Here is a 14,564-nt window from a genome sequence, read left to right on the forward strand (position 1 = left end):
TCCCACAGGCCGCTCACGGTGCCACCTCGTCCTCGGTGTCGTCGGGCCGGTCGAAGGGCCCCTCCGCCAGGCGCACGTTCTCGGGGTGCTGCACGGTGCGGGGGTGCGCGTGCGGGTGCACGTGGTCGTGGGCCTCGCCGCCGTGGCCGGGCTGCGGCGTCGGCGGGGCGCCGTCGTGCACCACGCGGCCGTGCCGCAGCACGACGCAGCGCTGCACGAGCGGCGCGAGCTCGCCGAGCTCGTGCAGGACGACCAGCACGGTCATGCCGTCGGCCACGAGCCTGGTCATGGTGGCGGCGAAGGCCTCCTGGCTGGGCCGGTCGACGCCCGCGACGGGCTCGTCGAGCACGAGCAGCTCGGGCTTGCGGACCAGGGCGCGGGCGATGAGGACGCGCTGCTGCTGGCCGCCCGAGAGCTGGTGCGTGGCGTAGCGGGCGCGGTCGGCGAGGCCGACCAGCTCGAGCGCCTCGTGGACCTGGGCGCGCCAGCCGCGCGGCAGCCGCAGGCGCCGGCCGTGCAGCAGGCCCGAGGCCACGACCTCCGCGGCCGTGGACGGGACGCCGGCGGCCGCGCTGACCCGCTGCGGGACGTACCCGACGCGCGACCACGGCACGTCGTCCCCGAGCGCGTGGCCGAAGAGGTGCACGCTGCCCGCCGTCGTCGGCAGGACGCCGACCAGCGTGCGCACCAGCGTCGACTTGCCGGAGCCGTTCGCCCCCAGCAGGGCGACGACCTCGCCGCGCCGGACCGTGAGGTCCACGCCGCGCAGCACCGGGCTGGCGCCGAGGCGCACGTGCACGTCACGGGCCTCGATCGCGGGGACGGCGGCGTCGCGCGGCGGCGGGGGAGTCGCGGCGCCCGGGGAGTCGGTGGCGAGCGTGGTCATGAGCACTGGAGCCCTTCGGTGAGCGCGGCCAGGTTGTCCTGCATGACCGAGACGTAGTCGTCCCCGGCCTCGGCCGCGTCCTCCGACAGCCCCTCGAGCGGGTCGAGGACGGCGGTCGTGACGCCGATGTCGCTCGCCAGCGTCTCGGCCACCTTGGGGCTGGTCAGCGTCTCGGTGAAGATCGTGCTGACGTCGTTCTCCTCGACGATGGCACCGACCTCGCGCAGGCGCGCGGGGGAGGGCTCCGCCTCCGGGTCGAGGCCGACGATGCCCACCTGCTGCAGGTCGTAGCGCTCCGCGAGGTAGCCGAACGCCTCGTGCGACGTGACGAGCGTGCGCGACGCGCACTCCTGCAGGCCGGCCTCGAACTCGCCGTCCAGGTCCTTGAGCGACTTCTCCAGGGCGCGGGCGTTCTCGGCGTACGTGGCGGCGTGCTCCGGGTCCGCCTCGCCGAGCGACGCGGCGACGGCGTGGCCGACGTCGATCACCCGCGTCGGGTCGAGCCAGAAGTGCGGGTCCATGGCGCCCTCGGCGGCGTGGTCGTGCCCGTCGCCGCCCTCGTCGGCGTGCTCGTCCAGCTCCTCCTCGAGGTGGTCCGCCGCGGCGTCCTCGTCGGTCGGCGTGCCGGGGTGCTTCTCGAGCGTCACGACGTCGCTGGTGTCGACGACGTGCTCCGGCGCCTGTGTCGCGACGGCCTCGTCGACCGCCGTCTGGAAGCCGGAGGAGTACACGACGAGGTCCGCCGTCCCGATCTCCCGCACCTGGGCGGGGGAGAGCTCGAGGTCGTGCGGCTCCGCGGCCGGCGGGGTGAGGTTGGAGACCGTGACGAGGTCGCCGCCCACCTGCTCGGCCACGTACTGCAGCGGGTAGAACGAGGCCAGCACCTCGAGCGTGCCGTCGGCGGCGCCGTCGTCGGTGGAGCAGCCCGCCAGCACGGCGGGCAGGGCGAGGACGGGCAGGGCGGCGAGGGCCGCGCGTCGGCGAAGCATGAGAACGATTCTCAGGAAGTTGAGAACGGTTGTCAACTCAAGGTCGCGCGCCCGACGGCGTCTCTTTCGCCCTCGCGACGAGCTCGGCGGGATCCGTACCCTGACGGCAGCGGCCGCGCCGGGGCGGCCGGGGCGGGAGGGCCTGATGCGGTTCGACGAGCTGGTGCTGGTCCGGCTGGTGCGCCCGGACGACTGGGCACCGCTGCCCGCGGACGAGGAGATGCAGGTGCAGGACGCCCACCTGGCCGCCGTCGCCGACCTGCACGCCCTCGGCCTGCTGCTCGCGGCGGGTCCGGCCGACGGGGCCGACGAGCGGGTGCGCGGGTTCGCGGTCATGAGGTGCGGCGCCGAGGAGGCGCAGGAGGCGTGGGCCCGGGACCCGGGTGTGCTCGCGGGCCGGTTCGTCGCCGAGTGCACCGCGTGGCTGGTGCCGGCCGGGATGGTCGCCGCCGGTCCGGGTGCGCCGCCGCGCTCCGTGGACGAGGCGGGGGCCTGAGGCGCCCGGGGCCGGTGAGCGGCCCCGGTAGGCTGGGGGCCACCGCAGCCGGTCGACGTCGGGCCCCGACGTGCCGACCGGGCGGCGTTCCCCGCACCGGCCCCACGAGCCACGTGGCGGCCCGACACCCAGGAGTGATCCGTGGCAGCACCGTCCCCCAGCGCCAAGCTCGACGCCGTCGTCTCCCTCGCCAAGCGGCGAGGTTTCGTGTTCCAGTCCGGCGAGATCTACGGCGGTACGCGCTCCGCGTGGGACTACGGGCCCCTCGGCGTGGAGCTGAAGGAGAACATCAAGCAGCAGTGGTGGCGCGCGATGACGCGCCGCGACGACGTCGTGGGCCTCGACTCCGCCGTCATCCTGCCCACCCCGGTGTGGCACGCGTCCGGCCACCTCGGCGCGTTCAACGACCCCCTGACCGAGTGCCTCTCGTGCCACAAGCGGTTCCGCGAGGACCACATGATCGAGGAGTTCGAGGAGAAGAAGGGCCGCGCCCCCGAGGGCGGCCTCGCCGAGATCGCCTGCCCGAACTGCGGCACCCGCGGTCAGTGGACCGAGCCCCGCGACTTCAACATGATGCTCAAGACGTACCTCGGCCCCGTCGAGGACGAGTCCGGCGTGCACTACCTGCGCCCGGAGACGGCGCAGGGCATCTTCGTGAACTTCTCCAACGTGGCCGCGGCGTCGCGCAAGAAGCCGCCGTTCGGCATCGCGCAGATCGGCAAGTCGTTCCGCAACGAGATCACGCCGGGCAACTTCATCTTCCGCACGCGCGAGTTCGAGCAGATGGAGATGGAGTTCTTCGTCGCGCCGGGCACCGACGCCGAGTGGCACCAGTACTGGATCGACACGCGCATGTCCTGGTACACGGACCTGGGCATCGACCCGGAGAACCTGCGCCTGTACGAGCACCCGGCCGAGAAGCTCTCGCACTACTCCACCCGCACGGTGGACATCGAGTACCGCTTCGGCTTCACCGGCAGCGAGTGGGGCGAGCTCGAGGGCATCGCGAACCGCACCGACTTCGACCTCAAGACCCACTCGGAGCACTCCGGCAAGGACCTGTCGTTCTTCGACCAGTCGACGAACGAGCGCTGGCTGCCGTACGTCATCGAGCCGGCCGCGGGCCTGACCCGTTCCCTCATGGCGTTCCTCGTCGAGGCGTACGCCGAGGACGAGGCGCCAAACACCAAGGGCGGCGTCGACAAGCGCACCGTGCTGCGCCTCGACCCGCGCCTCGCGCCGGTCAAGGCCGCCGTCCTGCCGCTGAGCCGCAACGAGGCCCTGTCGCCCAAGGCCCGCGACCTCGCCGCGGAGCTGCGCCAGAACTGGAATGTCGACTTCGACGACGCCGGCGCCATCGGCCGCCGCTACCGTCGCCAGGACGAGATCGGCACGCCGTTCTGCGTCACCGTCGACTTCGACACGCTCGACGACGACGCCGTGACGATCCGCCACCGCGACACCATGGCGCAGGAGCGCGTGGCGCTCGCCAAGGTCACCGCCTACCTCGCGGAGCACCTCGCCGCGTTCTGACGGGAGCCCGCCGGAACGTCCGAAGGGGCTCGGGTCCGCCGCAGCGGACCCGAGCCCCTTCGTGCGTCCCCCTGACGCTGCTCGCTCAGGTACGGCTTCGCCGCACCAGCCCGAGCACGAGGCTCGCGACCAGGACGATGACGCCGAGCCAGATCAGGAACTGGCCGATGCTCGTCGCGACCCCGAGGATCACGAGGACGACGCCGACCAGAACGAGGATGAGCCATGCGGGCATGGGGACCTCCAGTCTCTTCGCGCCACCCGTGCGGCGACGCGATCGCGACGATGTTGGCACGCATTCCCGATACACGCGCGTTGTCGGCTTCGCCCGTGATGCCCGTCACAAGCCGGTCGTGAACCTGCCCGTCCCGTGCACCACGGCCTCGATGGTGCGGGCCACCGCCTCGACCGCGGGACGGCGAGGCGCCGTCGACGGCTCGAGCAGCACGATCTCGCGCTCCACGAGGTCGAACAGGGTGGTCGTGCGCAGGTCGTGGGCGGGGCGCAGCGTGAGCATGACCGGCGTGGCGAGCGTCACGCCGAGCCCCTGCGCCACCAGGGCCAACGTCGTGGAGGTGTCGTTCACCTCGTGCGCGGCGCGGGGCTCGAACCCGGCCGCACGGCAGGCGCCCCGCACCGCCGCGCCGTAGTGGGTCGGCAGCGGGGGCAGGATCCAGGGCATGTCCGCGAGGTCGGCGAGGTGGAGGCGGGCGGGCAGGTCCGACGAGGGCGTGGACACGAGCTCGAACCGCTCGGTCCGCAGAGGTCGGAGGGTGGTTCCCGGGAGCCGGGGGATGGGTGCGCCGGGATAGTCCAGGCCGAGTCCGAGGTCGACGTCGCCGCGGCGCACCGCACCCGCCACGTCGTCGACGGTGAGCTCGATCCCGACCAGGGTGATTCGCGGGTGCGACTCGGCCACGCGCGCGACGAGCTGGGGCAGGAGGCTGGCCGCCACCGTCGCGAAGGCGCCGACGCGCACGGTGCCCGACGCGTCGCCGCTCGCCGCGCGGGCCGAGTCGACGGCGTCGCGCTGGGCCGCCAGGAGGGCTTCGGCACGCTCGGCGAGCGCGAGCCCCGCCTCGGTGAGCGCGACCCCGCGGCCGTGCGGCCGGACGACCTCGGTGCCCACCGCCCGGGCGAGCGCCGCCAGCTGGTGCGAGACGGCGCCGGTCGTGTAGCCCAGCGCCGCCGCGGCGGAGGTCATCGTGCGGTGGTCGGCGAGCGCGCGCAGCGCGCGCAGGCCCGACCACGGCAGGTCGCGTCCCGGCGGTTCGGCCGCACCGGTGTCCATCTGGCCAGGCTACAACCGTGCAGAGATCCTGGACGGTTTCGACGACGAATCTTCGATGGTCCTGGACGCTCCTCGGGGTCCACGATGGGCGCAGGCACGGCGGCGCGGTGACGCGCGCGCCGGAGGCATCGACGAGGAGGTCGGGTGGAGCGGTCCCAGGCGGTGCCGTCGCGCGCGGACGTGGTCGTGGTCGGCGGCGGGGTGATGGGGACGTCCGTCGCGTTCCACCTCGCGGAGGCGGGATCCCGCGTCGTGCTCCTCGAGTCCGGGGAACTCGGCGGCGGGAGCTCGGGCAAGCCGATCGGGGGCGTGCGCGCGCAGTTCTCCGACCCGGCGAACGTGGCGCTGGGCCACCGCAGCCTCGAGCTGTTCGAGGACTTCCGGCGCCGGCCCGGCGGTGACATCGGGCTGCGGCAGACGGGATACCTGTTCGCGCTGCCCACCGACGACGACGTCGCGCTGTTCGGCCGGTCGGTGGCGATGCAGAACGACCTCGGCGTCGACAGCCGCCTGCTCGCCGTCGCCGAGGCCCGCCGCCTCAACCCCTACCTGTCCGCGACCGCCTACGCGGGCGCCGCGTTCGCGCCCCGGGACGGCTGGGCGCACCCGGCGGCCGTCGTCGCCGGCTACGCGGACGGCGCCCGACGGCTCGGGGCGCGCGTGGTCAGCGGCGCGCCGGTGACCGCCGTCGACCCCGCGCCCGGCGGTCGGCTCACCGCGGCGACGCCGCGCGGATCCGTCACTGCCGCCACCGTCGTCGTGTGTGCCGGCGCCTGGTCGCGTGCGGTGGGCGCCCTCGTGGACGTCGACCTGCCCGTCGAGCCCGTGCGGCGCCAGATCGCGTTCACCGCGCCCCTCGAGCCGGCGCCGCCGACGCTGCCGTTCACCATCGATTTCGGCACCACGTTCTACCTGCACAACGCGGACGCCCGCGGCAGGCTGCTGCTGGGTGCCTCGGAGCCGGACACCCCGGTCGGCTTCGACACCGCCTACGACCCGGCGTGGGAGCCGTGGCTGCGCGGGCTCGCCGCGCGCGCCACCCCGGCGCTCGCCGACGCCCCGCTGACCGGCGGCTGGGCCGGGCTGTACGAGCTCACCCCCGACCACGACGCGCTGATCGGCGAGGCGCCGACCGGCCCCGCCGGCGCGCGCCTCCTGTACGCCTGCGGCTTCTCCGGGCACGGCTTCCTGCAGGCGCCCGCCGTGGGCGAGGCCGTGACCGACCTGTACCTCGGCCGGGCGGGGACGCCCGCGGCACGCGGGGTCGACGTGTCCGCGTTCGACGCCGGGCGGTTCGGGGCGCGACGGTCGCGCACCGAGGCGAACATCATCTGAGAGAGGACGCACGCACCGTGACGACCGACTACTTCGAGCCGTGGCAGCTCCGCGCCGCGTTCGCGCGCTCGCTCTCCGACATGTACGGGCGGGAGGTGCCCGCCTACACGACGCTGCTCGAGGTGTCCCACGACGTCAACGCCGACGTCGTGCGCGCCCGTGGCGCCGACGCCGAGCGGCTGGGCTCCATCGACCGCGTCACCGCCGAACGGCACGGTGCGATCCGCGTCGGCACCCCCGCGGAGCTGCAGCAGGTCGCCCGGATCTTCGGCGCGATGGGGATGCACCCGGTGGGGTTCTACGACCTGCGCGACGCGTCGTCGTCCTCCGTGCCCGTCATCTCGACGGCGTTCCGACCGATCGACCGCGCCGAGCTGGCCCGCAACCCGTTCCGCGTCTTCACGTCCATGCTGGTGCCGTCCGACCGGCGGTTCTTCAGCGCCGACCTCCAGGCGCGGCTCGACACCTTCCTGACGAGGCGGTCGCTGTTCGGGCCCGAGCTGCTGGCGCTCGCGGACCGGGCGGAGGCCGACGGCGGCCTGTCCGCCGCCGACGCCGCGGAATTCCTGCGCCTGGCCACCGCCGCGTTCGAGCTGGGGCGCGAGCCGGTCGACCAGGCCTGGTACCGGGAGCTGGAGGCCGTGTCCGCCGTGGCGGCGGACATCGGCGGCGTGCCGTCCACCCACATCAACCACCTCACCCCGCGCGTGCTCGACATCGACGACCTGTACGCCCGCATGGAGGCGCGCGGCATCACGATGATCGACGCCATCCAGGGCCCGCCGCTGTGGGAGGGGCCGGACGTGCTGCTGCGGCAGACGTCGTTCCGCGCGCTCGCGGAGCCGAGGACGTTCCGCACCCCGGACGGCGAGGTCGTGCAGGACTCCCTGCGCGTGCGGTTCGGCGAGGTCGAGGCGCGCGGGATCGCGCTGACCCGCGAGGGGCGGGCGCGGTACGACGCCGCCGTCGTGGAGGGCGCGACGCCCGACGTGTGGCGCCGCACCTTCCCGGACACCGAGGCCGGGCTCGCCCGGCAGGGCCTGGCGTACTTCACCTACGAGGTCGGCGACGGCGGGACCGTGACCCGCGAGCCGATCGTCTACGAGGACTTCCTGCCCCGCTCCGCCGCCGGGATCTTCCAGTCGAACCTCACCGAGGAGGGCTCCAAGGACGCCAGCCAGGCCGGCGAGGAGCGCGACGCCGACTGGATGGCCGGCGCCGTCGGCCGCGAGCTGTTCGACCCCTTCGACCTGTACGCCGCGCAGGTGGCGGCGTCGCGCGACCGCGCGGCCCACCGCCTCGGCGTCGACCCCACCCACCGTGAGAACTCCTCCACCCAGCAGGGAGCCCAGGCATGACCACCCAGACCTCCAGCACGCTCACGGCCGAGCTGCGCGACGCCGCGCTCGCGGCCCTGTCCCGCATCGGGGCCGACGTCCCCGCCGCCCCCGCCGGGGGCGGGCTGCCCGTCGTCTCGCCGCTGGCCGGCGAGGCGCTGCTGACCCTCCCGGAGGCGGGAGCGGCCGACGTCGATGCCGCGATCACCGCCGCCGCGGAGGCGTTCCGCACCTGGCGCTCCGTGCCCGGCCCGGTGCGCGGCGGCGTCGTGCGGCGACTCGGCGAGCTGCTCACCGAGCACAAGGCGGACCTGGCCGAGCTCGTGACCATCGAGGCCGGCAAGATCACCTCCGAGGCGCTCGGCGAGGTGCAGGAGATGATCGACGTCTGCGACTACGCCGTGGGCCTGTCGCGGTCCCTCGGCGGGCGCACGATGCCGTCCGAGCGCCCCGGCCACCGCCTCATGGAGCAGTGGCACCCGCTCGGCGTCGTGGGCGTCGTGAGCGCGTTCAACTTCCCGGTCGCGGTGTGGTCGTGGAACACCGCGGTCGCGCTGGTCTGCGGCGACACCGTGGTGTGGAAGCCGAGCGAGAAGACGCCGCTGAGCGCGCTCGCGTCGAACGCGCTGCTGCGTCGCGCGCTGGCGGAGGCGGGCTTCCCGGAGGCGGTGAGCCAGGTGGTGCTCGGTGCCCGGGACGCGGGCGAGGCGCTCGTCGCGGACCGGCGCGTCGCGCTGCTGTCGGCCACCGGCTCGGAGCGCATGGGCCAGCAGGTGGCGCCGGTCGTCGCCGGGCGCGGCGGCCGGTACCTGCTGGAGCTCGGCGGGAACAACGCGGCGGTCGTCGCGCCGTCCGCGGACCTCGACCTCGCGGTGCGCGGCATCGTCTTCGCCGCGGCCGGCACCGCCGGGCAGCGGTGCACCTCCCTGCGGCGGCTCATCGTGCACTCGTCGGTGGTCGACGACCTCGTCGCCCGCCTCGAGCCCGTCTACGCCGGGCTCCCGATCGGCGACCCGCGCGCCGACGGCACGCTCGTCGGGCCGCTCACCGACGCGGGCGCCCGCGACCGGATGCTCGCCGCCCTCGACGAGGCGCGGGCCGACGGCGGCACGGTCGTCGTCGGGGGAGCGGCGGTGGACGTCGACGGCGCACCGGGCGCGGCGTACGTCTCGCCCGCGCTGGTGCGGATGCCGGGGCAGACGGGCGTCGTGCGCCGGGAGACGTTCGCGCCGATCCTCTACGTGCTCACCTACGAGACGCTCGAGGAGGCCATCGCGCTGCACAACGACGTCCCGCAGGGGCTGAGCAGCGCGATCTTCACGCTCGACGTCCGCGAGGCGGAGACGTTCCTGTCCGAGGTCGGCTCCGACTGCGGCATCGTCAACGTCAACATCGGCACCTCCGGGGCGGAGATCGGCGGCGCGTTCGGCGGCGAGAAGTCCACCGGCGGCGGCCGCGAGTCCGGCTCCGACTCGTGGAAGCAGTACATGCGCCGCGTGACCAACACCGTGAACTACTCCACCGAGCTGCCCCTGGCCCAGGGCGTGAACTTCGGCTGACGCTCCGTCGCGACGTGGCCATGACAGATGTCATGGCCACGTCGTGACACGCGACCCTGCAGGTCAGGGCGCCACGCGACGACGATCGAGGCATGACCTCGACGACCGGCTCGCACGCCGCGAGCACCCCCGCGCTGAGCCTGCGCGGGCTGCGCAAGGAGTTCCCGTCGCCCTCCGGACCTGTCCGGGCGGTCGACGGCATCGACCTGGAGATCGCCCCCGGTGAGGTGGTGGCCTTCCTCGGCCCCAACGGCGCCGGCAAGACCAGCACGATCGACATGGTCCTCGGCCTGAGCGCCCCGACCTCCGGCACCGTGCAGGTGTTTGGCGCCGACCCGGCCGACGCGATCGCCGCCGGGCGCGTGGCCGCCGTCATGCAGACCGGCGGGCTGCTGCGCGACATCACCGTGGGGGAGACCGTCGCCCTCACCGCCGCGCTGTTCGGCCGCACCGGCTCGCCCCTGCCGTACCTGGAGCGCGCCGGCATCGGCGACCTCGCCGACCGCATGGTGGGCAAGTGCTCCGGCGGCCAGCAGCAGCGCCTCCGGTTCGCGATGGCGCTGGTCAGCGAGCCCGACCTGCTCCTCCTCGACGAGCCCACGACCGGCATGGACGTGGAGGGCCGCCGCGAGTTCTGGGCCGCCATCCGCGCCGACGCGGCCGCCGGCCGCACCGTCGTGTTCGCCACCCACTACCTGGAGGAGGCCGACACGTACGCCGACCGCGTCGTGCTGGTCAGCCAGGGCCGGGTCGTCGCCGACGGCTCCACCGCCGAGGTGCGGAGCCTCGCGTCCGGCCGCACGGTGAGCGCGCGGATCGACGACGACGGCGACCGCGCCGCCGTCGCCGCGCGCCTGCGAGCGATGCCCGCCGTGGACGCCATCGACCACCGCGGCGCCCGGCTCGTGGTGCGCACCCCCGACTCCGACGTCGTCGCCCGCTTCCTGCTGACGCAGACCCCCGCGCGCGACCTCGAGGTCGCGTCCGAGAACCTCGAGGACGCGTTCGTCGCCCTCACCGCCACCGCAGCCACGACCACGGACGGAGCCCACCGATGAGCGCCACCTCGACCCGGGGCACGACCTCGGGCACGACCTTGGGTACGACCTCGGGCACCGCTGCCGCCCCGGCGTCGCGACCGCGCCTCCGCACCTCGACCGCGGTGCGCGCCTACCTCGCCGTCGAGCTACGGCGCTCGCTGCGCAACCGGCGCACCCTCATCTTCTCCATGGTCATGCCGCCCGTCCTCTTCCTCATCTTCGGGCTGCAGGGCGACTACCAGGACCAGAGCACGGGCCACGGCAACGTAACCGCCTGGATCGCCGTGTCGATGGCGCTGTACGGGGCGATGGTCACGGCGACGGGCGGCGGGGCGAGCGTGTCCGTGGAGCGAGCGCAGGGCTGGACCCGGCAGCTGCGCCTGACGCCGCTGCGGCCCGCCGCCTACGTCGCGGTCAAGCTCGCCGGGTCGATGGTGCTGGGCGCCGCCTCCGTCCTGCTCACCCTCGTGGTGGCCGCGTTCACCGGGGCACAGATGGCGGCAGGCGCCTGGGTACTGTGCGCCGTGCTCGCCTGGGTGGGCTCGCTGGTCTTCGCCGCCTTCGGCCTGTTCATGGGGTACCTGCTGCCCGCGGAGAACGTCATGCAGATCCTCGGCCCGCTGCTCGCGCTCCTCTCCTTCGCCGGCGGCCTGTTCGTGCCGCTGGGCGACGGCTCGTGGGCCACCGTGGCGCAGTTCTTCCCGACGTACGGGCTGGCCGAGCTGGTGCACGCGCCCCTCGGCGGCGACCTCGGCGTCACGGCCGTCGTGAACGTCCTCGCCTGGGCCGCGATCTTCTTCGTCGGCGCCGCCTGGCGGTTCCGCAAGGACACGGCGCGGGTGTGAGCACGCGCTCCGCCGCCGCGCCGGGCGGCCGTGGCACGGTGGGGGACGTGACCTCGACGTCCCCCACCGTGCCGCCCGCCGAGCCCGCGCGCGGTCTCGCGTCCGGCCCCGCGTCCCCGGGCGTGCCGCCCTGGACGAGGCGGCGCGTCGGGCTGTTCGTGTCGGTCGTCTGGGTCGTCTTCCTCGCGGAGCCGTTCACGGCGGCGCTCGACGCCGAGCCCCTCGCCCTGCGCGTCGTCGGCGTGCTCGGCGTGCTCGGCGTGGCCGTCATCTTCGCCGGGACCGTCCTCACGCTGCAGCGCCGTGGTCGGGTGCCACGCCGCACCGCCGTCGTGCTGGTCGTGGTGCAGGTCGCGTGCGTCGGCCTGTCGTGCCTCGCCGCACAGGAGCACGGCCTCGTGGGCCTCGTCTTCGTGTGCGTCACCGCGATCTACTCCCTCGGAGGGCGTGCCGCGCTGTGGATCGTGGCGGCGAGCATCGTGGTCATGCTCGTGCTGCCACGCGTGCTGCCCGGCTGGGCGACGGAGGACGGCAACGCCCTCGCCGTCGTCCTGGCGAGCGCTGCCGTCTACGGGTTCATGCAGGTCATCGACCGCAACCGACGGCTGATCGCCGCGCAGCAGGAGCTCGCCGACCTGGCCGTCGCCCGCGAGCGCGAGCGCATCGCCCGGGACATGCACGACGTCCTCGGCCACTCGCTCACGGTCATCTCCGTCAAGGCGGAGCTCGCGGCGAAGCTGCTGCGCGCCGCCGCCGCCGACCGTCCGGCCACGGCGCCCGAGGAACGTGCCACGAGCGAGGTGGCCGACATCCAGGACCTGGCACGCGGGGCGCTCGCGGACGTGCGCGGCATGGTCGCCGGGTCCCGGCAGGTGACCCTCGCCGGCGAGCTGGCCACGGCCCGCTCCGCGCTCGACGCGGCGGGGATCGAGGCGGACCTCCCGGGCGCCGTCGACGGCGTCCCCGCCGAGCACCGCGAGCTCTTCGCGTGGGTACTGCGCGAGGGCACCACCAACGTGCTGCGGCACTCCGGGGCCGCCCGGGTCGTGGTGACCGTCGCGGCGGACCGCCTGGCCGTCGACGACGACGGCGGTGGCGTGCCGGAGGGCCGCACGGACGGCGGGAACGGGCTGACGGGACTCACGGCGCGGGCTCGGGACGCCGGCGCCGTGCTCGAGACCGGGCCGAGCCCGCTCGGAGGGTTCCGTCTCGCCGTCACGGTCCGTCCCGGGCCGGGGCCGGGCGATGCCAGGATCGTCCCGTGATCCGACTGCTGCTCGCCGACGACCAGGCACTCGTGCGCGGAGCCCTCGCCGCCCTGCTCGACCTCGAGACCGACCTGGAGGTCGTGGCCCAGGTGGGGCGCGGCGACGAGGTGCTCGACGCCGCGCGGGCGTCCGCCGCCGACGTCGCCCTGCTCGACGTCGAGATGCCCGGCCTCGACGGCATCGCGGCCGCGGCGGCGCTGCGCCGTGAGCTGCCGGAGTGCCGCTCGCTCGTCGTGACCACGTTCGGCCGGCCCGGCTACCTGCGCCGCGCGCTCGACGCCGGCGCGAGCGGGTTCGTCGTCAAGGACACGCCCGCCGACCAGCTCGCCGACGCCGTCCGCCGCGTGCACGCCGGGCTGCGCGCCGTCGACCCCGACCTCGCCGTCGCGTCCCTGGCCGTGGGGGCGAGCCCGCTCACCGAGCGCGAGCGGCACGTGCTGGCGCTCGCGGCCGACGGCGGCACGGTCGCGCAGGTGGCGGCGGAGGCGTTCCTCTCCGAGGGCACCGTGCGCAACTACCTGTCGGCGGCGATGGGCAAGACCGGCGCGCGGACGCGGGCCGAGGCCGTACGGATCGCGCAGGACAACGGCTGGCTCTGACCACCCCTGCGGGGCCGGCCCTGAGGGGAGTGACGAACCTGACCGCGGGGGCGCGGCGGTGGTTTGCGACAATGGGGGACGTGACTTCCACCCTCGATCCCGTCAGCACGCCCGCGTCCGGCGACCTCGGCACGGGCGTGCCCGCCGCCGAGCGTGTCCTGCCGCCGCTGCAGATCGGGCCGATCACCGTGGACACCCCGGTGGTGCTGGCCCCGATGGCCGGCGTCACCAACCGCGCGTTCCGCACCCTGTGCCGCGAGGCCGGCGCGTCGCAGGGCTACGACCCCGGGCTCTACGTGGCGGAGATGGTGACCAGCCGCGCCCTCGTGGAGCGGAACGTCGAGTCGCTGCGGATCGTGACCTTCGGCGACGACGAGACGCCTCGCTCCGCCCAGGTCTACGGCGTCGACCCGGCCACCGTCGGCGCCGCGGTGCGGATCATCGCCGGCGAGGACCGGGCCGACCACGTCGACCTCAACTTCGGCTGCCCCGTGCCCAAGGTGACGCGCAAGGGCGGCGGCTCGGCGCTCCCGTGGAAGCGGCAGCTCTTCACCGACATCGTGCGGGCGGCCGTCGAGGCGGCGGAGCCGCACGGCGTCCCGGTCACCGTGAAGATGCGCAAGGGCATCGACGACGACCACCTCACGTACCTCGAGGCCGGTCGCATCGCGGAGTCGCTCGGCGTCGCCGCGGTGGCCCTGCACGCGCGCACCGCCGCCGAGTACTACTCGGGCACGGCCGACTGGACCGCGATCGCGCGGCTCAAGGAGGAGGTGCGCAGCGTCCCCGTGCTCGGCAACGGCGACATCTGGTCCGCCGAGGACGCGCTGCGCATGGTCCGCGAGACCGGGGCCGACGGCGTCGTCGTCGGGCGCGGCTGCCAGGGCCGGCCGTGGCTCTTCGCCGACCTCGCCGCCGCGTTCCACGGCACGACGACGCGGGTGCGCCCCTGCCTGCGCGAGGTCGCCGACACGATCTACCGCCACGGCGAGCTGATGATCGACTACTTCGACGGCGACGAGGGCAAGGGGATGCGCGACCTGCGCAAGCACATGGCCTGGTATCTCAAGGGCTACGTCGTCGGGGGAGAGGCGCGGCACGCGCTCGCGATGGTCTCCACGCTGGCCGAGCTGCGCGAGCGCCTCGACGCCCTCGATCTCGAGCAGGGCTACCCGGGCGAGGACGCCGAGGGGCCACGCGGCCGCGCCGGCTCGCCGAAGCAGCCGCACCTGCCGTACGGCTGGCTCGACTCCCGCGAGCTCGACGCCGAGTTCGAGGCCAAGCTGCGCGAGGCCGAGCTGAGCGTCAGCGGCGGCTGACCCCGCGAGATAGAGAGGTCCCCTCGCCGAGATAGAGAGGGTGCGAACCGTGGTCGCCACGGTCCGC

14 protein-coding genes are annotated in these 14,564 nt (G+C 74.6%); 10 read left to right on the forward strand and 4 right to left on the reverse strand.

What is annotated here, in order from left to right; translation table 11 throughout:
* Positions 1 to 13 precede the first annotated feature (13 nt).
* On the reverse strand, positions 14 to 886 hold the full coding sequence (locus tag ACH443_RS07460) for a metal ABC transporter ATP-binding protein (protein ID WP_429764156.1): 873 nt from the start codon (positions 884 to 886) through the stop codon (positions 14 to 16).
* The gene (locus tag ACH443_RS07465; protein ID WP_430589926.1) at positions 883 to 1,875 is read right to left on the reverse strand and encodes a metal ABC transporter solute-binding protein, Zn/Mn family; all 993 of its coding nucleotides are present in this window, start codon (positions 1,873 to 1,875) and stop codon (positions 883 to 885) included. Before ACH443_RS07465 ends, ACH443_RS07460 begins: the two co-directional genes overlap by 4 nt.
* Before the next feature lie 145 nt (positions 1,876 to 2,020).
* Here ACH443_RS07465 and ACH443_RS07470 point away from each other — a divergent pair, with 145 nt between their 5' ends.
* Both ACH443_RS07470 and ACH443_RS07475 read left to right on the forward strand, forming a co-directional pair.
* Positions 2,021 to 2,371, forward strand: a complete 351-nt coding sequence (locus tag ACH443_RS07470; RefSeq protein WP_430589927.1) for a YciI family protein — start codon at positions 2,021 to 2,023, stop codon at positions 2,369 to 2,371.
* Positions 2,372 to 2,512: 141 nt separating this feature from the next.
* Positions 2,513 to 3,904: a glycine--tRNA ligase gene (locus ACH443_RS07475; protein WP_429764159.1), complete on the forward strand. Its 1,392-nt coding sequence runs from the start codon at positions 2,513 to 2,515 to the stop codon at positions 3,902 to 3,904.
* A gap of 85 nt (positions 3,905 to 3,989) precedes the next feature.
* On the opposite strand, the gene ACH443_RS07480 is transcribed toward ACH443_RS07475, so the two are convergent.
* Together ACH443_RS07480 and ACH443_RS07485 are read right to left on the reverse strand one after the other, a co-directional pair.
* Complete coding sequence (locus ACH443_RS07480; protein ID WP_429764160.1) at positions 3,990 to 4,139, reverse strand: hypothetical protein; 150 nt, start codon at positions 4,137 to 4,139, stop codon at positions 3,990 to 3,992.
* A 105-nt stretch (positions 4,140 to 4,244) separates the two neighbouring features.
* Positions 4,245 to 5,195 carry a LysR family transcriptional regulator gene (locus ACH443_RS07485; RefSeq protein ID WP_429764161.1) on the reverse strand — a complete coding sequence of 317 codons (951 nt, stop codon included), beginning with the start codon at positions 5,193 to 5,195 and terminating at the stop codon, positions 4,245 to 4,247.
* 144 nt (positions 5,196 to 5,339) lie between these two features.
* On the opposite strand from ACH443_RS07485, the gene ACH443_RS07490 reads away from it, so the two are divergent.
* The 8 genes from ACH443_RS07490 (at position 5,340) to dusB (ending at position 14,497) form a co-directional block, all read left to right on the forward strand.
* Positions 5,340 to 6,530: an NAD(P)/FAD-dependent oxidoreductase gene (locus tag ACH443_RS07490; protein ID WP_430589928.1), complete on the forward strand. Its 1,191-nt coding sequence runs from the start codon at positions 5,340 to 5,342 to the stop codon at positions 6,528 to 6,530.
* A gap of 17 nt (positions 6,531 to 6,547) precedes the next feature.
* On the forward strand, positions 6,548 to 7,888 hold the full coding sequence (locus tag ACH443_RS07495) for a 2-oxoadipate dioxygenase/decarboxylase (RefSeq protein WP_429764163.1): 1,341 nt from the start codon (positions 6,548 to 6,550) through the stop codon (positions 7,886 to 7,888).
* Positions 7,885 to 9,426, forward strand: coding sequence for an L-piperidine-6-carboxylate dehydrogenase (locus ACH443_RS07500; protein ID WP_429764164.1), 1,542 nt, complete (start codon positions 7,885 to 7,887; stop codon positions 9,424 to 9,426). The genes ACH443_RS07495 and ACH443_RS07500 overlap by 4 nt, the downstream gene beginning before the upstream one ends.
* A gap of 92 nt (positions 9,427 to 9,518) precedes the next feature.
* Positions 9,519 to 10,484, forward strand: coding sequence for an ABC transporter ATP-binding protein (locus tag ACH443_RS07505; RefSeq protein WP_430589929.1), 966 nt, complete (start codon positions 9,519 to 9,521; stop codon positions 10,482 to 10,484).
* Positions 10,481 to 11,311 carry an ABC transporter permease gene (locus ACH443_RS07510; protein ID WP_430589930.1) on the forward strand — a complete coding sequence of 277 codons (831 nt, stop codon included), beginning with the start codon at positions 10,481 to 10,483 and terminating at the stop codon, positions 11,309 to 11,311. The genes ACH443_RS07505 and ACH443_RS07510 overlap by 4 nt, the downstream gene beginning before the upstream one ends.
* Positions 11,312 to 11,358: 47 nt before the next feature.
* Entirely contained in the window at positions 11,359 to 12,576 is a 1,218-nt protein-coding gene (locus ACH443_RS07515) for a sensor histidine kinase (RefSeq protein WP_430589931.1), read from the forward strand.
* Positions 12,573 to 13,178: a response regulator gene (locus ACH443_RS07520; RefSeq protein WP_430589932.1), complete on the forward strand. Its 606-nt coding sequence runs from the start codon at positions 12,573 to 12,575 to the stop codon at positions 13,176 to 13,178. The genes ACH443_RS07515 and ACH443_RS07520 overlap by 4 nt, the downstream gene beginning before the upstream one ends.
* A 71-nt stretch (positions 13,179 to 13,249) precedes the next feature.
* On the forward strand, positions 13,250 to 14,497 hold the full coding sequence (gene dusB / locus ACH443_RS07525) for a tRNA dihydrouridine synthase DusB (RefSeq protein ID WP_430589933.1): 1,248 nt from the start codon (positions 13,250 to 13,252) through the stop codon (positions 14,495 to 14,497).
* Positions 14,498 to 14,564 lie beyond the last annotated feature (67 nt).

This window comes from Isoptericola sp. NPDC019571 (genome assembly GCF_044389385.1).
Classification (GTDB): domain Bacteria; phylum Actinomycetota; class Actinomycetes; order Actinomycetales; family Cellulomonadaceae; genus Isoptericola; species Isoptericola nanjingensis.